17 protein-coding genes and 1 riboswitch are annotated in these 21,410 nt (G+C 64.6%); of the genes, 9 read left to right on the forward strand and 8 right to left on the reverse strand.

The window, feature by feature from the left end; all coding sequences use genetic code 11:
* Positions 1 to 80: 80 nt before the first annotated feature.
* The 5 genes from P0D70_RS27785 to P0D70_RS27805 all read right to left on the reverse strand — a co-directional run bounded on the left by P0D70_RS27785 (position 81) and on the right by P0D70_RS27805 (position 4,907).
* The gene (locus P0D70_RS27785; RefSeq protein WP_408186822.1) at positions 81 to 2,705 is read right to left on the reverse strand and encodes a mechanosensitive ion channel domain-containing protein; all 2,625 of its coding nucleotides are present in this window, start codon (positions 2,703 to 2,705) and stop codon (positions 81 to 83) included.
* A 165-nt stretch (positions 2,706 to 2,870) separates the two neighbouring features.
* Entirely contained in the window at positions 2,871 to 3,518 is a 648-nt protein-coding gene (locus P0D70_RS27790) for an NAD(P)-dependent oxidoreductase (RefSeq protein WP_408186823.1), read from the reverse strand.
* Between the two features lie 142 nt (positions 3,519 to 3,660).
* Positions 3,661 to 4,116, reverse strand: a complete 456-nt coding sequence (locus P0D70_RS27795) for an Rrf2 family transcriptional regulator (RefSeq protein WP_408186824.1) — start codon at positions 4,114 to 4,116, stop codon at positions 3,661 to 3,663.
* A gap of 87 nt (positions 4,117 to 4,203) precedes the next feature.
* Positions 4,204 to 4,677, reverse strand: coding sequence for a BCAL1086 family glycoprotein (locus P0D70_RS27800; RefSeq protein ID WP_408186825.1), 474 nt, complete (start codon positions 4,675 to 4,677; stop codon positions 4,204 to 4,206).
* On the reverse strand, positions 4,674 to 4,907 hold the full coding sequence (locus P0D70_RS27805; RefSeq protein ID WP_286161950.1) for a hypothetical protein: 234 nt from the start codon (positions 4,905 to 4,907) through the stop codon (positions 4,674 to 4,676). Before P0D70_RS27805 ends, P0D70_RS27800 begins: the two co-directional genes overlap by 4 nt.
* Before the next feature lie 108 nt (positions 4,908 to 5,015).
* Between P0D70_RS27805 and P0D70_RS27810 the strand changes: the two genes are divergently transcribed.
* The gene (locus tag P0D70_RS27810; protein ID WP_091794967.1) at positions 5,016 to 5,597 is read left to right on the forward strand and encodes a DJ-1/PfpI family protein; all 582 of its coding nucleotides are present in this window, start codon (positions 5,016 to 5,018) and stop codon (positions 5,595 to 5,597) included.
* A 141-nt stretch (positions 5,598 to 5,738) separates the two neighbouring features.
* Positions 5,739 to 6,062, forward strand: a complete 324-nt coding sequence (locus P0D70_RS27815) for a hypothetical protein (RefSeq protein WP_408186826.1) — start codon at positions 5,739 to 5,741, stop codon at positions 6,060 to 6,062.
* A 3-nt stretch (positions 6,063 to 6,065) separates the two neighbouring features.
* On the opposite strand, the gene P0D70_RS27820 is transcribed toward P0D70_RS27815, so the two are convergent.
* Entirely contained in the window at positions 6,066 to 7,835 is a 1,770-nt protein-coding gene (locus P0D70_RS27820; RefSeq protein WP_408186827.1) for a sensor histidine kinase, read from the reverse strand.
* Between the two features lie 53 nt (positions 7,836 to 7,888).
* Between P0D70_RS27820 and P0D70_RS27825 the strand changes: the two genes are divergently transcribed.
* The 3 genes from P0D70_RS27825 to crcB all read left to right on the forward strand — a co-directional run bounded on the left by P0D70_RS27825 (position 7,889) and on the right by crcB (position 10,118).
* On the forward strand, positions 7,889 to 8,260 hold the full coding sequence (locus P0D70_RS27825; RefSeq protein WP_408186828.1) for a hypothetical protein: 372 nt from the start codon (positions 7,889 to 7,891) through the stop codon (positions 8,258 to 8,260).
* Complete coding sequence (locus tag P0D70_RS27830; protein WP_091794976.1) at positions 8,248 to 9,435, forward strand: ammonium transporter; 1,188 nt, start codon at positions 8,248 to 8,250, stop codon at positions 9,433 to 9,435. Before P0D70_RS27825 ends, P0D70_RS27830 begins: the two co-directional genes overlap by 13 nt.
* Before the next feature lie 164 nt (positions 9,436 to 9,599).
* A riboswitch (Fluoride riboswitch) is annotated at positions 9,600 to 9,661 on the forward strand.
* Positions 9,662 to 9,737: 76 nt separating this feature from the next.
* Positions 9,738 to 10,118 carry a fluoride efflux transporter CrcB gene (crcB, locus tag P0D70_RS27835; protein ID WP_038456463.1) on the forward strand — a complete coding sequence of 127 codons (381 nt, stop codon included), beginning with the start codon at positions 9,738 to 9,740 and terminating at the stop codon, positions 10,116 to 10,118.
* A 51-nt stretch (positions 10,119 to 10,169) separates the two neighbouring features.
* Here crcB and P0D70_RS27840 read toward each other — a convergent pair whose 3' ends face one another.
* Positions 10,170 to 11,120 (reverse strand): GGDEF domain-containing protein, encoded by a 951-nt coding sequence (locus P0D70_RS27840; protein ID WP_408186829.1) that lies wholly within the window; start codon positions 11,118 to 11,120, stop codon positions 10,170 to 10,172.
* 616 nt (positions 11,121 to 11,736) lie between these two features.
* On the opposite strand from P0D70_RS27840, the gene P0D70_RS27845 reads away from it, so the two are divergent.
* From P0D70_RS27845 to P0D70_RS27860, 4 genes are all read left to right on the forward strand, one after another.
* A complete protein-coding gene (locus P0D70_RS27845; RefSeq protein WP_408186830.1) occupies positions 11,737 to 12,573 on the forward strand; it encodes an IclR family transcriptional regulator in 837 nt (278 codons plus the stop codon).
* 364 nt (positions 12,574 to 12,937) lie between these two features.
* On the forward strand, positions 12,938 to 14,362 hold the full coding sequence (locus tag P0D70_RS27850; protein WP_408186831.1) for an MdtA/MuxA family multidrug efflux RND transporter periplasmic adaptor subunit: 1,425 nt from the start codon (positions 12,938 to 12,940) through the stop codon (positions 14,360 to 14,362).
* Between the two features lie 18 nt (positions 14,363 to 14,380).
* The gene (locus tag P0D70_RS27855) at positions 14,381 to 17,515 is read left to right on the forward strand and encodes an MdtB/MuxB family multidrug efflux RND transporter permease subunit (RefSeq protein WP_408186832.1); all 3,135 of its coding nucleotides are present in this window, start codon (positions 14,381 to 14,383) and stop codon (positions 17,513 to 17,515) included.
* Between the two features lie 3 nt (positions 17,516 to 17,518).
* A complete protein-coding gene (locus P0D70_RS27860) occupies positions 17,519 to 20,842 on the forward strand; it encodes an efflux RND transporter permease subunit (protein ID WP_408186833.1) in 3,324 nt (1,107 codons plus the stop codon).
* A gap of 78 nt (positions 20,843 to 20,920) precedes the next feature.
* Here the strand turns inward: P0D70_RS27860 and P0D70_RS27865 are convergent, their stop codons facing one another.
* A complete protein-coding gene (locus P0D70_RS27865) occupies positions 20,921 to 21,385 on the reverse strand; it encodes a hypothetical protein (RefSeq protein WP_408186834.1) in 465 nt (154 codons plus the stop codon).
* Positions 21,386 to 21,410: the final 25 nt, after the last annotated feature.

Below are 21,410 nucleotides of genomic sequence, written 5' to 3' on the forward strand. Positions count from 1 at the left end.
CGCCGGCAATCCGCCTGCTCCGGAAATCGACTCGCGCCAAAGCCGATCCTGCCGGCTTCCGGTCGCGATCATGAGCGCCATCAACTCTTCCCGCCCGCCTCGCCTGCCGTAGGAATCTGCGGCGGAATCGGCGCTGTCTGCCCGGTGGGCGGCGGCGCCGGCCGCGGTTCGTGCGAAACATCGCGCGCCACGGCGAGAGGCGCATGCGCGGTCCGCGCCGCCGCGGCCCCCGACAATGACGCTGCTGGCGCCTCCGCATGCCCATGCGGCCCCATCCCCGACACTTCGTCGTCCTGCAAAGGCTGACCTTCGCTATCCTTCGACGACGTATACACACGCATCTGCGGCACCGGAATCTCGATGCCCGCTTCGTCCATCTTGCGTTTGAGACGTAGATTGAAGGCGCGCGCCACGCTCCACTGCTGTAGCGGCCGCGTCTTGATCTGCCCTTTCACGACCATCCAGTTCGGATCGAAACGGTCCAGCCCCCACACTTCGATCGGCCCGAGCATCTCGCGACGGTAGCGGAAGTCGGCCATCAGATCGGCGCCGACTTCACGGATCAGTTGCGTGATTTCATCGACGTCGGTGGAGAACGACATGCGCACCTCGAACACCGCATACGCGAAATCGCGCGACAGGTTCTTGACGATCTTGATCTGCGAAAACGGAATCGCGTGAATCGCGCCTTGGCCGTCGCGCAGGCGCACCGTGCGGATCGACAGATGCTCGACCGTGCCCGCGTGGCCGCCGTCCACATCGATCCAGTCGCCCACCGAAATCGTATCTTCGATGATGATGAAAAGCCCCGTGATCAGGTCGGTCACGAGCGACTGCGCGCCGAAACCGATCGCAAGACCAATCACGCCGGCGCCCGCCAGCAGCGGCGTGACATTAATGCCGAGATTGGCCGCCGTCACGATGCCGGCGATCGTCATGATCGTGACGAGCAGCACGTTGCGCAGGAGCGGCAGCATCGTGCGGGCGCGCATGCTCGGCGCGCGCGCCTTGTTGCGCGGGCCACCCGGATTGAGCGCTTCAGTGATCGCGGTATCGACCAGAATCCACAGCAGCCAGGCGATGAACACGGTGGCGATGATCGCCGTCACCGCGTGCGCGATGCCACGCGCCGCGACGTTTTCCTCGACCACGGCCGCAAGCGAGACGCCCCACAAACGCGCCGCTAGTTCAAAGAAGAACAGCCACACGAAGAGCGTCAGCAAGGTGCCGGAAAAACGCAGCAGGCGCGTGAGATACGGCGAGCGGCGACGCGTGCGCGCGCTGCGCGGACGCGTCAGGCGCAACACGATGGCCGAGACGAAAAAGGCCAGCACCAGCAGCAGCGCGGTCACCACGGAAATCTGCAGCACGTTTTCGTTCGACCCCGAGCCGCCGAGCGTGGCGACCACCGACGCGGTGGCGAGCACCAGCACAGGCACGTGCCACAGCGCGGCGAGCACGTCGAAGGCGTCGGTCGCGGCTTTGTGATGGGTGCGCTGCTCGTAAGGCCGGTTGCGGATCAGATGCGCGACCGGCCGGCGAAACGCGAGCGCGAAATAGCCGGTGAGGACCGCGGCCGTCATGTTGGCAGCGGTCGAAATCAGCGCGGCGAGGTTCGGTCCGAGCTGATGCGCGACGTCGTAATTGACGGCGGCGTCGCCGAGCGCGCCGCACACGCCGACCACGAACAGCACGCGCCGCGCGTGATCGATCAGCAGGCGCACCGCGATCCGCCGATGCCCCGAGCCGAACAGTGAAAACATGATCAGACAGATCGCGGAGAACACCGCGCCCGCCACGATCGCATACGCGACCACCATGCCGAGCGTGCGGCCGAGCGCATCGGGCATGGCGCGCACGAACAGCAGCGCGGCGAGAAAGGCGATGATCCACGGCCCGACACGGCGCAGCGCGAAGATCAGCAGCTCGCGCGTGGTGGGATTCGGATTGAGCCCCATGACGATGCCGAAACGCCGGTACAGCCGGTGCTGCACATAGATCAGCGCGGCGGCGCACGCGCCCCAGCCCACCAGCATCGCGATCATCGAAAACAGAACGCGGCCGAAGCTCTCGTGCCCCTGCCCTGAAATGATCGTGTAGAGCTCGTTGCCGGCGGCATTGAAGCGTCCGCCCCAATAGCGGACCGGCGTGCGGCCCTGATGCACGTCGGATTCGAACGATGCGATGCCCGACGCGATCGCGCCGAGCAAACCGGGGCTCGGTTGCGCGGGTGCGGCCGGCGCGACGTTTTGCGACACGTCGCGCAGCTTTTTGAGCTGGGCGACGAGCGCGCTGCGCTGCCGGTCGTTGTCGAGCGTGGAGATCACACTGTCGAGCGAGCGCGTCAGTTCCGCCTGGCTCGCCGGCGAGGGTGCGGACGCCGCCTCAGCCGCCGAGGCGCCGGAAGCGGGGGACGCGCTCACCGTCGCGCTGTTGATCAGGCTCTGCAAAGCCGGGATGACCGGCGCGCCGGTGGCGGTGCCAGCCGCGACAGCCGCCGTGGGCATCCAGCCGACGCACAGAATCAGCGCAAAGCAGGCCGCGGCCAGCCAGGCGCCGAGCCAAGCCGCGAGCCGCGGGCGCACGCCGCGGCGGACATCGCGCCCGCTACGGCCAGAAGAAAAGTGAACGGCGGCGTGGGTCGCCGGCTGCCCGCCGTTGAACGGCGCAGCCTCGGACTCACGCCGCAACGGGCATGACTGCATGGCAATCCGTAGGAAAACGGGAGACGCCAGTGTAGCCGCAGTTTCGCGAGGAGCAACCTGACATGCGTAACCGAATGTTAGGACGCTTGCGCGGACTTCATGCGGCGAGCACCGCGCGCGCCCTGTTCAACCTCGCTCAGGCCTCATTTCCGGCTCATTTCACCCTCAATAGGCAACCGTCGCGATCTGACGGACGAAATGGCCCTGCTCGAGTTCATCGACGAAGGCAATCGCGTAATCTTCCGCGGAAATGCGGCTATTGCCCTCGGCGTCGGCAATCAGCGTGTTCGCACCCGTGCGGAATTTGCCTGTGCGCTCGCCCGGCGCGATCAGCGCGGCCGGCGCGAAGAAAGTCCAGTCGAGGTCGGTGACGCCACGGTAGTACTCGAACGCCTCGCGGTGCGCGAGCGCGATCGCCTTGTAGGCGTCCGGGAAGCCTTCCGTATCGACCAGTTGCTTGCCCGGCGCCACCTCCAGCGAACCCGCGCCGCCCACCACGACGAGGCGCTTCAGGCCCGCCGCGCGCACGCCTTCGACGAGCGCACGCGTCGCCTTGCCAAGCGCCGCGAGATCGTCCTGCGGCGGCGCATAGGCGCTCGCCACCACGTCGTGACCGCGCACCGCGGCGCTCACGCTCGCGGCGTCGAGCAGATCGGCTTGCGCCGCTTTCAGATTCGCCACGTCGGCCGGCACGCGCGCCGGATTGCGCGCCAGCGCTGTAACCTGATGCCCGCGGCGGGCGGCTTCCGCAGCGACCCGCGAACCGATCATGCCGGTGGCGCCGAACAACGCGATCTTCAACTGTTTGCTCATTTTCACTGCTCCTGTCATTAACATATATGTAACCACATTGATTACATATAACGAGGAAAAAAGAGGGGCATGAGCCCCCGTTTGTCTAAAGACGCGCTTCGAATAACCGATACGCGCCCTTCCGTTCTGCTTTACTGCCAAATCACCCGTGCGAGCGCCGCTTGCGTTCGCGCAGCTTCTCGGCCCGCACTACGTCGGCCGTGGCGTCGGCCAGCGTGCGCGCGCCGAGCGAGGCCTCCATGGCCTGCTGCGCTTCGTCGATGATGCCGCGCAGCACGCCCTGAATGTTGCGCCCGACCATGCACGCCGGATTCGGCTCCTCGCGATGCAGCGCGAACAACTGCGCGTCGTCCACCGCACGATACACCTCGAGCAAGGTGATCTGTTCGGGCGCCCGCGCCAGCAGCGCGCCGCCGCCCGCGCCAAGCTGTGACGTGGTCAGGCCCGCCTCCGCCAGCATGGTGAGAAGCCGCCGGATCAGCGCGGGATTCGTGTTGACGCTGCCCGCGATCATTTCCGAAGAAAGCGGCACGCCCTCCTGCAACGACAGCAGCGCGAGCACATGCACCGCAAATGCAAACCGGCTACTCGTGTTCACAACAAATCCGCCCGGCGACGACAATGTGTAACCATGGTAATTACATTTAATCCGGCTGTCAAATGCCCTTGTCGTGCGGCCGGCATGTCACTTGTCCATCTGTTTTTGGGCATCGCCCGATTCGCCCGATGAGGTCGAAGCCGCCGCATTCGCCGAAGACGCCGAGCTTTGCGCCGACCACTCCTGCAGCTTGCGCCCCGCCGATTCGAGGCTCTGGCCGGTCAGCGAAGCAGCCTTGCCGAGTTGCGCATTGGTCGCGCTCGCGGCGCTTTGCAGGTTGGCTTGCGCGGTCGAGGCAAGCGCGTTGGGATCGATGTTGATGGACGGCGCGGAGGCCGATTCGAGGTTCTGCTGCGCGGCGGACCTGGTCGCGTCGACCTGCTGGCCGACATAGCTGGCCGCCTGATCGAGCTTCTGACCGGCAACCTGGGCGGCGTCGTTGAGCTTGCCGGCGACCTGGCCCGCGGACGCGTCGTTCTTCTGACAGGCGGCGAGGCCGCCGAATACGACGGCCACGAACGCCGCACGGCGCAGCAAGGATGAACGAATAGATAAAGTCATGTTTGAGTATGAGCCGCGTCGAGCGGCTTCCGCATGCGAAAACGCGCCAATGATACGCCGTTGCGCTGCACCCGCTCCTCAACGAGCATCTGGAAGCCCGCTCGTTCGAAGCTGCGGCGCGCGCCCTCGTCATAGTGAGGTGCGGCAAGCCCGGTGACCGCGGCGCGAAATAACATGGCGAGCGGCGCCGCATCCCCGGCGCGAAAGGTGTGCCATTCGAACATGTGCATTGCGTGATCCGTCGCGGTTCTGTCAAACGTAGTGGAGTAGACTGCTTGAGCTTATACGAGCGTCAAATGAGCATTCGCTGTGTTCCGTTGATCAATTGGAGGCATACGATGGCGGCAAAGAAGATTCTGTTTCTGACCGGCGACTTCGCCGAGGATTACGAAACGATGGTGCCGTTTCAGGCGCTGCAGGCAGTCGGCCACGTGGTCGACGCGGTCTGCCCGAACAAGAAGGCGGGTGACCGGATCAAGACCGCGATTCACGATTTCGAAGGCGATCAAACCTATACCGAAAAACCCGGCCATCAATTCACGCTCAACGCCACCTTCGACGACGCCGATCCGCGCCAGTACGACGCGCTCGCGATCGCGGGCGGCCGCGCGCCGGAATATCTCAGGTTGAATCACAAGGTGATCGAAGTCGTGCGGCAATTTGCCGAAGCGGGCAAGCCGATCGCCGCGATCTGCCATGCCGCGCAACTGCTGGCCGCCGCCGACGTGATCCGCGGCAAGCGCATTTCGGCCTATCCGGCCTGTGCACCCGAAGTGAAAATGGCGGGCGGCGAATACGCCGACATTCCGGTCGACGCCGCGATCACGGACGCCAATTTCGTCACCGCGCCGGCATGGCCCGCGCATCCCGAGTGGCTGCGCCAATTCCTCGTGCTGCTCGGCACCCGCATCGAACTTTGATCTTTTTGCCTGATCCACCGGCGAGCGCGCCGCCGCTTCGGCAACCCGCGCTCGCTAAAACTCCCCGCATTTGAGACTCGTCCGATAGTTTGCAACGAAAGGCTTTCCTATAGTCGCCGGCTGACTTGGGAGTGTTTTTCGATGGAACTGATCGACTGGATCGTCATTCTCGCCGTCGTGCTGATGGCAATTGCCTTTTTCTGCGGACGCACACCCGCCAACTGGTCGCGGGAAAATCGCGCGCGGCGCCTCGCAGGTATGCGCATGCTGGTTCAGGCCGCGTGTTCGGTATGGGCTGCGCTGCTGATCGTCGCGCGCGGCCTCTTTGCGCTGGACGGCCTGCCGGGCTTGCGGGCCACGCCCATGCAATTCATGGCCAGTTCCGCCGTGCTCATCGCCTGCGGCTGCTACTGGTCGATTCGCGGCAGCCAGTTGCTCAAACCGCGCCGTCTCTTTACCGCCTGACGGCTATGGCGCACTGACGCCGGGTTCGGCATCCGCGGTATGCGCGGCAGGGCCGCCGCCGCTTGCGTTGCCCCTTCCACTTCCGCTCTTTCGTTCAAGAGCTTCCAGGCCCGTGCGGCCATGGCGAACGGCGTGAACACTGCCCGCCGCCGGCGACCCGTGCGTACCGGCAGCCAATTGGGCGATCCGCACCTCAGCCTCAGGCAACGACAGATAGAACGTCGTGCCCGCCCCTTCTTTCGATTCCGCCCACACGCGTCCGCCATGCCGCTCCACCACGCGGCGCACGAGCGCGAGGCCGATGCCCTCGCCCGCCGCCACATTGCCGTGCAGCCGCTGAAACGCATTGAATAGCCGCGGCAACGCAACCGCCGGAATGCCCAGACCGTTGTCCCTCACATAGAAGATCCGTAGCGAGTGCACGCCCGGCGGCGCCGGCGTGGTACCGATCTCGATCCTGCCCTCACGCGACGGATCCAGGTAGTTCACCGCGTTGCCAATCAGGTTCGCGAACACCTGCTCAAGCGCGGTGGGATCGCCCCATACCGCGGGTAATTCGTGCACGTCGACATGAGCATGCCGAGCCCGGATCGAGCCTTGCATCGCGTCGATCACGCGCGGCACGATATCGCGCACCTCGACCTTCTGCTGCCGGTACTCCACCCGGCCGACGCGCGACAGCCGCAACAGCGCGTCGATGATATGCGAGGCGCGCAGCACCGCCGTCTGCAGATAGTGCAACGCTTCGCCGATATCCTCATCGACCACCCGTTCGATGCGCTGTCGCGTCTCGACCGTAAGCGACGACTCGCGCACCGCGACGCGCAGTTCGTCGCACGCGCGGATCAGTTCCTTCGAAAAGCCTTGCAGGTTCACGAGCGGCGCACGCAGATCGTGCGACACGCTGTAAATGAACATTTCGTTTTCCTGGGTCTGCTGGCGCAAGGTCTCGTTGATCCGCGCAAGCTCGCTGGTGCGGCGCGCCAGGTCCGCCCGGAAGCGCGCCTGGATGCGCTCGGCTTCGAGCAGGCGACGACTGGTCTCGTGCAAGGTCAGATCGAGGCGCGCGATTTCATCGCCGCCGGGGCCGATCGGCGCCAGCGGCTCGTTGCCCGCAAGGCGCCCGGCGTTGTCGGCGAGGAGCGCGAGCCGGCCACGCACGCCGCGCGTGAACAACCAGACAGCCAGCGCGACGAATAGCAACGAGCCGAACACGGCCGCGACCACCAACGTCTGCTGCCGCTCGCGCGCGGCGTCGGCGGCATTGGAACGCAGCGTGTCGAGACGGCGCTCTTCGGCCTGGAACGCGGCGAGCTGCTGACGAAAGCGGTCGAGCACATCGGTCGAGGCGAGGTCGCGGAATCGCGTCAGCACATCGCGGTGTCGGCCCGAGTGCAGCATGTCCTGAATGCGATCGGACCATTGCCGGTAGCCTTGCACCGACTGACGCACCTGAACCACGCGTTCGACCTGCGCAGGGTTGTCCGCGACCAGTTCGGCCAGTTGATCGATACGCCGGTCCACATCCATCCACACCGTCACGGGGGTGGCGAAGCGGGTGTCGTTGGCGAGCACCGCGCCGCGCAACGCCACGGACTCGCCCAGCACCGGATCGAGAATCGCGGTGGTCTGCCGCAGCACGTCTTCGCTATGGATGGCCCAGCGTTCCGCCTGAGCCGCATCCGACTGCGCCTTGACCAACCCGGACAGGAGCGCCAGTTCAAAGACAGCCGGAATTGCGATCAGCAACAGGCCTTTAGTGGTCAGTCTCATGCATGCGCATTGGAGGTCGGTGGCCGGCAGATCATGCTCGGGGACGGCACATTATGTCGGCGATTGCGTGGGAAAACAAAGAGGGCACGGCATTGGCCGCCCATTCGCCGGCGGGCGGCGTCGAACGGAAGCAACGAGTGCCAATTAATCGTCAGCATTTTGAATTAAACGTAAATCAAATCGAATATTTCGCCCCTATTTGGGTCGACCAGCCCGTAATCGAAACGTCATGCACATTTATTGTGCTGTTACGCGCCACTCGATTGTGCAGACCCATTCTGATGATAGTGGACGAAACCCGCGCAGAATCCCATTCCGGTGCCGAATTGCACTGGTTCGATGCGGCTCGGCACAAATTTGGCCCGCTTCTTGCATCCATTGCCCGCTTTTTTGGCATAAGCAGGACATATCGATGGAAAGTCTGAAAACGGGCACCGATACCCTCTTCCTTCTGCTCGGCGCCGCCATGGTGCTGGCGATGCATGCAGGGTTCGCCTTTCTCGAACTCGGTACCGTGCGCAAGAAGAATCAGGTCAATGCGCTGGTCAAGATTCTGGTGGATTTCTCGGTCTCGACGATCGCGTACTTCTTTATCGGCTACACGATTGCATACGGCGTGCAGTTTTTCGGCAGCGCCGAATCGCTGGCGGCGCACAACGGCTATGCACTGGTGCGCTTCTTCTTCCTGCTGACCTTCGCCGCCGCGATTCCGGCGATCGTGTCGGGCGGCATCGCCGAACGTTCGAAATTCAATCCGCAACTGTTCGCGACGTTCGTGCTGGTCGGCTTCATCTATCCGTTCTTCGAAGGGATTGCCTGGAATGGCCGCTTCGGCGTCCAGAACTGGCTGGTCCAGGTGTTCGGCGCGCAGTTCCACGACTTCGCCGGTTCGGTCGTCGTGCATGCGTTCGGCGGTTGGGTCGCCCTGCCGGCTGTGCTATTGCTAGGCGCGCGCCACGGCCGCTACCACCGCGACGGCGGCATCGCCGCGCATCCGCCGTCGAATATTCCGTTCCTCGCGCTGGGTGCCTGGGTGCTGGCGGTGGGCTGGTTCGGCTTTAACGTGATGAGCGCGCAGACCATCGACAAGATCAGCGGCCTCGTCGCCGTCAATTCGCTGATGGCGATGGTCGGCGGCACGCTGACCGCGTGGCTCGCCGGCCGCAACGACCCCGGCTTCACCTATAACGGCCCGCTTGCCGGACTGGTGGCGGTCTGCGCCGGCTCCGACATCATGCATCCGCTCGGCGCCCTGGTGACGGGTGGCATCGCCGGCGTGCTGTTTGTCTACATGTTCACCTGCGTGCAGAACCGCTGGCGTATCGACGACGTGCTGGGCGTATGGCCCTTGCACGGTCTGTGCGGCGCGTGGGGCGGGCTCGCGGCGGGCATTTTCGGCCTGCGCGCGCTCGGCGGCATGGGTGGCGTGTCGTTCGGTGCGCAACTGGTCGGCACTCTGGGCGGGATCGTGGTGGCGACGCTCGGCGGCACGCTCGTATATGGCGCGATCCGTCTGACCGTGGGCCTGCGACTCGATCAGGAAGACGAGTACAACGGCGCCGATCTGTCGATCCACAAGATTTCGGCGACGTCCGAGTAAGCACGCTTCAACGGCCGTCTTGCCGCGCGCAAGCGCACTGGCGGCGCTGCATCCGGCGCTTGCGCGTTGTCAGCGGGCGCGCCGGATTCGAGCGCCGGGCGCGGGCCAGCCTGCTTCCGCGCGCCGGCACCGAACTGTCCCCACATGAACTGGCGGTGTTAGACTTCTGCGCTGGAGATGGCATTCTCCATTAACCGCCCCTGTGGCTGATGATGCCTGCTTCGCCCGGATGATTGCGGACGCGGCGTCGCGCGCCACACTCAGCCCGGTTTGTCGACACTCCGGTTTTGTCAGGCCTCCCCATGTATTGGTCCATTCTCGCTGTCGGTATCGGCGGCGCGCTCGGTTCGCTGTTTCGCTGGTTTCTTGGCATCCGCCTGAACGGCCTCTTCAGTGGCTTGCCGCTCGGCACCTTCGCCGCCAACGTCATTGCAGGGTATGTCATCGGCGTCGCCGTCGCGGGGTTCGCGCGGGCGCCGCAGATCGCGCCGGAATGGCGGCTCTTCGTCATCACCGGCTTGATGGGCGGCCTGTCGACCTTCTCGACTTTTTCAGCAGAGGTCGTGCAGCGGCTGCAGGACGGCCGGCTCGGCTGGGCCGCGGGCGAGATCGTGATTCACGTGGGTGCGTCGCTCGTCATGACCATTCTCGGCATCGCGACCGTGTCGTTGCTGTCACGCTGAAAGCGCGGCGGGCGGCTGCCGCCGGCGCGCCTGCCGCTCACGCGTTGGTCATCAGGCGTGTCCCTGCCGTCGCGACACGACGCGATTCCTGCCCGCGCGTTTTGCCGTGTACAACGCACGGTCGGCGCGCTCGAGCGCGATGTTGATGTCGTCGGTCAACTCCACGCCGCATACACCGGACGAAAACGAGTAGCCGATCGAAATCTCCGCGCCGATCGCCACGCGCCGCCCGGTCAAACTGCAGCGGATTCGCTCGACCGCCGCCACGGCTTCGTCGACAGAGGTGCCCGGAAACACCATCAGGAACTCCTCCCCGCCGATCCGGCCGATCAGATCCGACTGCCGCATCGCCTTGCGGCTTAGCTCGGCGAAGTCGCGCAACACGGCGTCGCCGGCAGCGTGCCCGTAGGTGTCGTTGATGCTCTTGAAATGGTCCAGGTCGACCAGCGCGAGCGTAAGCGGCACGGTGGCATGCATGAACGCCGAAATCGCCAGCTGCAGATACGATAAGGCGTGCCGCCGGTTGGCGAGGCCCGTCAACGCGTCGGTGCGCGCCTCCTGAATGGCGCGGTCGCGTGACGCGATCAACGCCTGTTCGCCGTGGCGCAACGTCGAGATTTCCGTGCCGATCACGACGAGCCAGCCGGATTCGAGCAGCGTCTCGGTCATCCAGTACCAGCGCCCGTCCACGAGATCGGCGGCGAAATTGCGCTGACCCGGCTGGCCGCGCCGCGCCGCCTGGGTTTCCGCGATGAACTCCAGCGCATCGCCGCGATCGATGCGTGCGCCGCACTGTTTGAGCACGCCGTGCAGAATGACGTCGGCGAAGGTCATATCGCGTCCGCCTTCGTCGATCTGAAACGCGGTCCTGAACGTACTGTTTGCAAAGTCGAGCCGATCGGCCGGATCGTACACGCCCACGAGGACATGCGGACCCTCGAGCGCTCCGAAGAGCGCCTGCAAACCGGCAGCGTTGCCGGGAAGGTCCAGGATCGATTTCATGTCTCGTATTTTGTGCGCAATTTAGGAAAAAATAGCACGATACATAGCGCGTTCGAATGGAAGTTTCGCTGCGTCAGTCTGATGATTGCGGGTTGCGTCGTATGAATAGCCACGCATGATTCACGCATTGCGTCGCGGAACGCGGGATCGCGCGCGAGAGACCACTCGACGAAAAAGTCGAAAAAAAAGGCGTCACGTTTCCGTGACGCCTTAAAAAGTTCTAGCCATTCCGAGGGCCGTGCTAGAACCTGAGAGACGGTATTCGAAAGTTTGGCCTGCGATGCGGCGCCGTTAAGGTGCACGACATGGACTGTTGCGGAGGACTATGAGAAGACACTCGACCAGACTTTGCGCGGGCCACGGCAGGTTCAGAAAACTTCAAAATACTGAACCTGAAACCGTCTTTCGAAATAGGATTCCATTTTTTATGGTTATGCTGACTAAGTCAAGCAAAATATAAAGGACATCAGTCGTTGCGGCAAAATGTTCCGATACAATAAATCTTCTGATGGAAAGCATATCCATGCCCCACTTCGGGGCCTGCGGCGGCACTGAGAGAGACAGCCTCCAGTAAGGCTGGGGGCAGAAAACTGAAATAAAGTTCCAAAAAATTTCCATGACCCAACCCACCCCCTTGCGAACCGCAGCTGATCCGGCCAAAGAAAAAGACGGCTCCGGCGAGGAAGTGACCGCCCTCGCACGCGGCTTGACGGTGCTGCGCGCCGTGGCCGCTGCCGACGCGCCGCTTAGCAACCGCGAGCTGACCGAAATGACCGGCATTCCCAAGCCCACCGTTTCGCGAATCACCGCCACGCTCGTCGGCGCGGGCTTCCTGTTCCGCTTGCCCGATAGCGAGCGTTTCGTGCTGACCTCGTCGGTACTGGAGTTGAGCAACGGTTTTCTGCGCAACTTCGACATTCGCGCTCGCGCGCGGCCGTTCCTGATCGAACTCGCGGAACGCACTGCGTTGTCCGTGCATCTGGCCGTGCGCGACCGCCTCGACATGGTGGTGATCGACGCGATCCGGCCGCGCTCGGCTGTGCTGGTGTCGCGTCTCGAGATCGGCTCGCGCATGAATCTGAGCCGCACCGCCATCGGCCGTGCCTATCTCGCCGCGCTCGAAGCGCCGGAACGGGAAAAATTGCTGATCGGCTTGCAAGCCGCGGAAGGCGACGATTGGGGCCATGTCGGCAGCCGGCTTGAGAGCGCGTTGCAGGAAACCATCGAGCGCGGCTTCGCCATCGCCACCGGCGAATGGTACGACGGCCTGAACGCGATCGCGCTGGGCTTTACCGGCCCGTCGGGCGAACGCTACGCGGTCAACTGCGGCGGCTCGGCCGACCAGTGCCCGCGCGACTGGCTGATCACGCGCGCCGCCCCCGCGCTGCTCGAGTGCGTGGCCAACATCGTGCTCGAAATCGGCGGCACACCCGGGCGCCGCCTCGATACCTGAAGCGGTCAACGGCTCGCCGGTCGGCGGCCATGGCCATGGCAACCCATCCTGTAACCTTCGTAATCAAAAGAAAAATACGCGGGTGGACTGTTACAGAGCCCGCGACGTAGGATCATGCCTTCCCGTCGCGGGACACACGCCCGGCTTGCCGTCTTCCTTTTGAACGACGTTGCGCCCGCCTGCCAGGATGCCGCCTTGCGTTAGCATCCTTGTCCCGCGTCTCCGGTAGCATCGCGCTGAACGCGCGCGGTGCAGCCGTTGTCGAAACCGCCTGCCGCGCCACTCGCATGCCGGTCCGCCGAACTGTCGAAACGGCAGGAACGCGCGAGCGGCTCACATCCAAGCCAGTCACCTGACCGAACCGATGGACGAACAACAAAAGCATTCGGAAACCACACGCCCCATCCCTCCGGCTTCCCAACCGACCTCCCGCGGCGGCCCGGCCGGCACACCGACCAGCGCGCCCGGCATGGTGAAGCGGCACCGCGGCCGCAATCTCGCGCTGATCATCGCGGCGCTCGTCATCCTCGGGTTCGTGCTGTGGCGCTGGCATCCGTGGGGCGGCCCCGGCGGCGGCGCAAGCGGCGCGTCCGGCGCCAGCGCGGCGAGCGGCGGACGGCCCGGCCGCGGCGGTCCCGGCGGCATGGCCAATATGGCGCAACCCGTTCATGTGGCGACCGCCACGCAGGGCGAGATGCCGGTGGTGCTGACCGCCCTCGGCACGGTCACGCCGCTTGCCAACGTCACCGTGCTGCCGCAGCTGAGCGGGACGCTGCAGGACGTGTATTTCAAGGAAGGCCAGATGGTCAAGAAGGGCGACGTGCTGGCCCAGATCGACCCGCGCCCCTATCAGATCTCGCTCGATAACGCGCAAGGCACGCTCGCGCGCGACGAGGCGCTGCTGCAAACCGCCCGCCTCGACCTGAAGCGTTATCAGACGCTGCTCTCGCAAGACTCCATTGCCAGCCAGCAGGTCGATACGCAGGCGTCGCTCGTGCGGCAATACGAAGGCACGGTGAAGTCCGACAAGGCCAATATCGATACCTACAAGCTCGACCTCATCTACGCGCGCATCACCGCACCCGTGTCGGGGCGCGTCGGTCTGCGCCAGGTCGATCCCGGCAACTACGTGACGCCGAGCCTGACCAACGGCATCGTCGTGATCACGCAACTGCAGCCGATCAGCGTGATTTTCACCACCTCCGAAGACAATCTGCAACAAATCATCCAGCAGACCCAGGCGGGCGCCAAGCTCTCGGTCACCGCGTATGACCGCAGCAACACCACCTCGCTCGAAGGCGGCATGCTCGAAACGCTGGACAACCAGATCGACACCACCACCGGCACGGTCAAGCTGCGCGCGATCTTCCAGAACAGCAAGAACCTGCTGTTCCCGAATCAGTTCGTGAATACGCGGCTGCTGGTCGACACGATCAAGGACGCCGTGATCGTGCCGACGCCAGCCGTGCTCAACGGCTCGATGGGACCGTTCGTGTACGTCGTGAAGGCGGACAACACTGTCACCGTGCGTCCGGTCAAGGTCGGCCCCGTGGATGGCGAGCGCACCAGTATCAAATCCGGACTGGCGGTGGGCGAGCGCGTCGTGATCGACGGCTCGGACCGCCTGAAGGAAGGCGCGAAAATCACGATTCCGGCGGACAAGCCTCGGGGCGCTTCAGGTGCGTCAGGTGCTTCAAGCGCCTCGGGTGCGCGCGGCGCGGCCGCGGCCTCGGGCGCCTCGGGCGCGCACGGGCATCATGGCAAACACGCGGCGCAAGCCTCGCAATAAAGGCACGGCACCTACCGCATGAATCCATCCCGCGCCTTTATTCTGCGCCCCGTCGGCACCGCGCTGCTGATGGCGGCGATCATGCTGGTCGGTCTCGTCGCGCTGCGCTTTTTGCCGCTCTCCGCGCTGCCCGAAGTCGACTATCCGACCATCCAGGTGCAGACCTTCTATCCGGGCGCGAGCCCGGATGTGATGACCTCGTCGGTCACCGCGCCGCTCGAGCGCCAGTTCGGGCAGATGCCGTCGCTCAATCAGATGTCGTCGCAAAGCTCGGCCGGCTCGTCGATCATCACGCTGCAATTCAGCCTCGATCTGCCGCTCGACATCGCCGAGCAGGAAGTCCAGGCCGCCATCAACGCGGCGGGCAACCTGCTGCCTTCGGACCTGCCCGCGCCGCCGATCTACGCCAAGGTCAATCCGGCCGACGCGCCGATCATCACGCTCGCGATCACCTCGAAGACGCTGCCGCTCACGCAGGTGCAGGATCTGGCCGATACGCGTCTCGCGCAGAAAATCTCGCAGGTGGCGGGTGTGGGTCTGGTGAGCCTGTCGGGGGGCCAGCGTCCGGCCGTGCGCATTCAGGCGAATCCCCGCGCGCTCGCCGCGTATGGCCTGAATCTCGACGACCTGCGCACCACCATCTCGAACCTGAACGTCAACACGCCGAAGGGTAACTTCGACGGCCCCACGCGCAACTACACGATCAACGCGAACGACCAGTTGACCGACGCCGAGGCGTACAAGAGCGCGGTGGTCGCATACAAGAACGGCCGTCCGGTGATGCTGACCGACGTCGCCACCATCGTGCAGGGCGCGGAAAATACCAAGCTCGGCGCATGGGTGAACGGCACGCCCGCGATCATTCTGAACGTGCAGCGCCAGCCGGGCGCGAACGTGATTCAGGTGGTGGACAACATCAAGAAGCTGCTGCCGCAATTGCAGCAGTCGCTGCCCGCCGCGCTCGACGTGGAAATCGTCACCGACCGCACCACCACGATCCGCGCTTCCGTGCGCGACGTGCAGTTCGAACTGGCCATGTCGGTCGTGCTGGTGGTGCTGGTGATGTACCTGTTCCTCGCCAACGTCTACGCGACCATCATTCCGAGTCTCTCGGTGCCGCTGTCGCTGATCGGCACGCTCGCCGTGATGTACCTGTGCGGCTTCTCGCTCGACAACCTGTCTTTAATGGCGCTGACCATCGCGACCGGCTTCGTGGTGGACGACGCGATCGTGATGATCGAGAACATCGCGCGTTACGTGGAAGAAGGCGAGTCGCCGCTCGAAGCCGCGCTCAAGGGTTCGAAACAGATCGGCTTCACGATCATTTCGCTGACGGTCTCGCTGATCGCCGTGCTGATTCCGCTGCTCTTCATGGGCGACGTGGTCGGCCGCCTGTTCCACGAGTTCGCCATTACGCTCGCCGTGACGATCGTGATCTCAGCGATCGTGTCGCTCACGCTCGTGCCGATGATGTGCGCGAAGCTGCTGCGCCACACGCCACCGCACGAGAGCCACCGTTTCGAGGCCAAGGCGCACCGCGCGATCGACTGGGTGATCGCGCGCTACGCGGTCGCGCTCACGTGGGTGCTGAACCGGCAGCGCTCCACGCTGGTCGTCGCACTCCTCACGCTGGTGCTGACCGGACTGCTGTACGTGTACATTCCGAAGGGCTTCTTCCCGGTACAGGACACCGGCGTGATCCAGGCGATCACGCAGGCGCCGCAGTCGGTGTCGTATGCGTCGATGGCCGAGCGTCAACAGGAACTCGCCGCGCAGATCCTGAAGAATCCGGACGTGGAAAGCCTGACTTCGTTCATCGGCGTGGACGGCAGCAATATCACGCTGAACAGCGGCCGCATGCTGATCAACCTGAAGCCGCGCGACGACCGCAGCAGCACCGCAAGCGAAGTGATCCGCCAGTTGCAACGCGACGTCGCGCATATTCCCGGCGCGTCGCTATACATGCAGCCGGTTCAGGACCTGACAATCGATTCGACGGTGAGCCCGACGCAGTATCAGTTCATGCTGACCGATCCGAATATCGGCGAATTCACGACGTGGGTGCCGAAGCTCGTCGAGCGCCTGCGGCAGTCGCCCGAACTGGCGGACGTCGCCACCGACCTGCAGGACAACGGCCAGTCGGTCTACATCGAGATCGACCGCGCCACCGCATCGCGTTACGGCATCACGCCGGCCACCGTGGACAGCGCGCTGTACGACGCGTTCGGCCAGCGGATCATCTCGACCATCTTCACGCAGTCGAACCAGTACCGCGTGATTCTGGAAGCGCAGCCGCAGATGCAGCATTACACCGAATCGCTGAAGTCGATCTATCTGCCCTCTTCCACGTCCTCGGGCGGGCAAGTGCCGCTCTCCTCGATCGCGCGTTTCATCGAGAAGCCCGCGCCGCTGCTGGTCACGCACCTGAGCCAGTTCCCGGCCACCACCGTGTCGTTCAACCTCGCACCGGGTTCGTCGCTCGGCGCGGCGGTCAAGGCGATCGATCAGGCGGAGAAGGACATCGGTTTGCCCGCGTCGTTCCAGACGCGCTATCAGGGCGCGGCGCTGGCCTTCCAGGCGTCGCTCTCGAACGAACTGTTCCTGATCCTCGCGGCGATCGTCACGATGTATATCGTGCTGGGCGTGCTGTACGAGAGCTTCATTCACCCGATCACGATTCTCTCGACGCTGCCCTCGGCCGGTGTCGGCGCGTTGCTGGCGCTGCTCATCACCGGGCATGATCTGGACATCATCGGCATCATCGGCATCGTGCTGCTGATCGGTATCGTGAAGAAGAACGCGATCATGATGATCGACTTCGCGCTCTATGCCGAGCGCGAGGAAGGCAAGCCCCCGCGCGAGGCGATCTACCAGGCGTGTCTGTTGCGCTTCCGGCCGATCCTGATGACCACGCTCGCCGCCCTGCTCGGCGCGCTGCCGCTCATGCTCGGCACCGGCGCCGGCTCGGAATTGCGCCGCCCGCTCGGTATCGCGATCGCGGGCGGCCTGATCGTCAGCCAGTTGCTGACGCTGTTCACCACGCCGGTGATCTACCTCGCGTTCGACTCGCTCGGCCGCCGCGCGCGTGAGCGCTTCAATCGGGGCGGCTCGTCCAGCGACTCGACGCCGCCCGCCACCGATGCAGGGACCTGACCGATGAACCTGTCGCGTCCGTTTATCTCCCGCCCGGTCGCCACCACGCTGCTCGCGGTCGGCATCGCGCTGGCCGGCATCTTCGCGTTCACGAAGCTGCCGGTGGCGCCGCTGCCGCAGGTCGACTTCCCGACCATTTCGGTGCAGGCCACGCTGCCGGGCGCGAGTCCCGATACCGTGGCGACCAGCGTCGCCAGCCCGCTCGAACGGCATCTCGGCTCGATCGCGGACGTCACCGAAATGACCTCGATGAGCTCGGTCGGCTCGACGCGCATCACCATGCAGTTCGGCCTGAACCGCGACATCGACGGCGCCGCGCGCGACGTGCAGGCCGCCATCAACGCGGCGCGCGCCGATCTGCCGGCGAGCTTGCGCAGCAACCCGACCTACCACAAGGTCAATCCGGCCGACGCGCCGATCCTGATTCTGGCGCTCACGTCGAAAACGCTCACCGCCGGCCAGTTGTACGACTCCGCGGCCACCGTGCTGCAGCAGTCGCTGTCGCAGGTGGACGGCGTCGGCGAAGTGGATGTGAGCGGCTCGGCCAATCCAGCGGTGCGCGTCGAGCTGGAGCCCAACGCGCTGTCGCACTACGGCATCGGTCTCGAAGACGTGCGCGCGGCGCTCGCCGCGGCCAACGCAAACAGCCCGAAAGGCTCGATCGAATTCGGCCCGAACCGGGTGCAGATCTACACCAACGACCAGGCCAGCAAGGCGTCGCAATACCGGGACCTGGTCATCGCCTATCGCAACGGCTCGGCGGTGAAGCTCTCCGACGTGGCCGAGGTGGTCGATTCAGTCGAAGACCTGCGCAATCTCGGCCTCTTCAACGGCAAGCATTCGGTGCTGGTCATCCTGTATCGCCAGCCGGGCGCGAACATCATCGACACCATCGACCGGGTGACGGCAATGCTGCCGCAACTGCACGCGTCGCTGCCCGCGGATGTCGACATCGCGCCGGCCGCCGACCGCTCCACCACGATCCGCGCCTCGCTGAAAGACACCGAGCGCACGCTGGTGATCGCGGTCGCGCTGGTGGTGATGGTGGTGTTCCTGTTCCTGCGCAACTGGCGCGCCACGCTGATTCCGAGCGTGGCCGTGCCGATCTCGATCATCGGCACGTTCGGCGCGATGTACATGCTGGGGTTCTCGATCGACAACCTCTCGCTAATGGCCTTGACCATCGCGACCGGCTTCGTGGTGGATGACGCGATCGTGGTGCTGGAGAACATCTCCCGACATATCGAGAACGGCGTGCCGCGCATGAAGGCCGCCTTTCTCGGCGCGCGCGAGGTCGGCTTCACCGTGCTGTCGATCAGTATTTCGCTGGTCGCCGTGTTTCTGCCGATTCTGCTGATGGGCGGCATTGTCGGGCGCCTGTTCCGCGAATTCGCGCTGACGCTCTCGCTCGCGATCGGTGTTTCGCTGATCGTCTCCCTCACACTCACGCCGATGATGTGCTCGCGCCTCTTGCGCGAGCCGCACGAGCAGAAGGAAGAAGGCCGCTTTGGCCGCTGGCTCGAACGCGGCTTCGCGTCGATGCAGCGCGGCTACGAGCGCACGCTCGGCTGGGCGCTGCTGCATCCGCGCCTGATCGTGACGACTCTTCTGCTGACAATCGGCCTGAACGTCTGGCTGTACATCATCGTGCCGAAAGGCTTCTTTCCGCAGCAGGACACGGGGCGACTGATCGGCGGCATTCAGGCCGATCAGAGCACCTCGTTCCAGGCCATGAAAGGCAAGTTCGCGCAGATGATGGAGATTGTCGGCAAGAATCCGGCGGTGGACAGCGTGGCCGGCTTCACCGGCGGGCGGCAGACCAACTCCGGCTTCATGTTCGTGACGCTGAAACCGAAGTCCGAGCGCAAAGCCTCCGCCGATCAGGTGATCCAGCAACTGCGCGCGCCGCTCGGCGACGTGGCCGGCGCGCGGACCTTCCTGCAGGCGGTGCAGGACATTCGCGTCGGCGGACGGCAATCGAACGCGCAGTACCAGTTCACGCTGCTGGCCGATTCGACGCCCGACCTGTACCTGTGGGGGCCGAAGCTCACCGAAGCGTTGCAGGCGCGCCCCGAACTGGCGGACGTCAATTCCGACCAGCAGCAAGGCGGCCTGGAAGCGATGGTGACGATCGACCGCGCCACCGCCGCGCGCCTCGGCATCAAGCCGGCGCAGATCGACAACACCTTGTACGACGCGTTCGGCCAGCGCCAGGTGTCGACGATCTACAACCCGCTGAATCAGTATCACGTGGTGATGGAAGTCGCGCCGAAGTACTGGCAGAGCCCGGACATGCTGAAGCAGATCTACATCAGCACCTCGGGCGGCAGCGCGAGCGGCGCGCAGACCACCAACGCGCCCGCGGGCACGGTGACAGCGACGAGCGCCGCCACCACGACCTCGTCCACCAGCGCAACGACGGGCGGCACGGCGGGCACGACCACATCGAGCGCGGCGAGCATCGCCGCCGACTCCGCGCGCAACCAGGCGATCAACTCGATCGCGGCGAGCGGCAAGTCGAGCGCTTCGTCGGGCGCGGCGGTCTCGACCTCGAAGGAAACCATGGTGCCGCTATCGGCGATCGCGAGCTTCGGACCAGGCAATACGCCGCTCTCCGTGAATCACCAGAGCCAGTTCGTGGCCTCGACGATTTCGTTCAACCTGCCTCCGGGCGTCTCCCTGTCGACAGCGACCCAGGCGATCTACGACACGATGGCGCAGATCGGCATGCCGGGCACGATCCACGGCAGTTTCCAGGGCACGGCGCAGGCGTTCCAGCAGTCCATGTCCGATCAGCCGATCCTGATTCTGGCCGCGTTGGCCGCCGTCTATATCGTGCTGGGAATGCTGTACGAGAGCTATATCCACCCGCTCACGATTCTGTCGACGCTCCCTTCAGCGGGCGTGGGCGCTTTGCTGGCGTTGCTGCTTTTCCGGACCGAGTTCAGCATCATCGCGCTGATCGGCGTGATTCTGCTGATCGGTATCGTGAAGAAGAACGCGATCATGATGGTGGACTTCGCGATCGAAGCATCGCGGCAAGGACTGTCCTCGCGCGATGCGATTTTTCAGGCATGTGTGCTGCGCTTCAGGCCGATCATGATGACGACTTTCGCTGCGCTGCTCGGCGCGTTGCCGCTCGCGTTCGGCCGCGGCGAAGGCGCGGAACTGCGCGCGCCGCTCGGGATCGCGATTGTCGGTGGGTTGATTGTCAGTCAGATGCTCACGCTTTATACGACACCGGTGGTGTATCTCTACATGGACCGGATCCGCGTCAGGTGGGAGTCGCGCAAGGCTCGCAGAACGGGAGTGGCGCCTTCTTCCTGAGGGTTTGCCAACGCGGCGCCATGGGGCTGTGCACTGACGACCAACACCCCCAAGGCACGCGCTAGAGCACGCGAGGCCTCACAGCTTCTGCTCTCTCGCAAGCAGAAAAATCCGCTGCCATTGCCTCGCCTGCCGCTCGCTCGACATGGGCAATACCCACACCTCGCGCGCCGCGTCCTTGACCTTCAGGGCGACCTGCGCTTGCGCCTCGCGGCCTTGCGCTTCGGCCTCCAGCAGATCGGCGAAGATATAGGCACCGTGCTGCTCGCCGAGCCGAATCTCACACAGGCGCTTGCCGGCCGCGAGCCGGACCGATCCCCAACTGCCCTGGAGTTCGTGAGTCCAGTCACCATTGCGGACATTCGGCGCCACTTCCTTGCGGCGGCGCCACCAATAAGCCAGAGCGGCCATCACCAGGAAAACGGCCAGCGCGGCAACGCCCAGCGCAACGGCCAGTCCGAACGCTGCCTGCAGGGCATAAAACGCGCGGACCGCGCCGTACACCAGCGCGACCAGCGCCATCAACGCAACGATAATTGGCATCGCAAGCTCACTAGACGAAAAACTC

The organism is Paraburkholderia sp. RL17-381-BIF-C, from assembly GCF_046026435.1.
Taxonomy (GTDB): domain Bacteria; phylum Pseudomonadota; class Gammaproteobacteria; order Burkholderiales; family Burkholderiaceae; genus Paraburkholderia.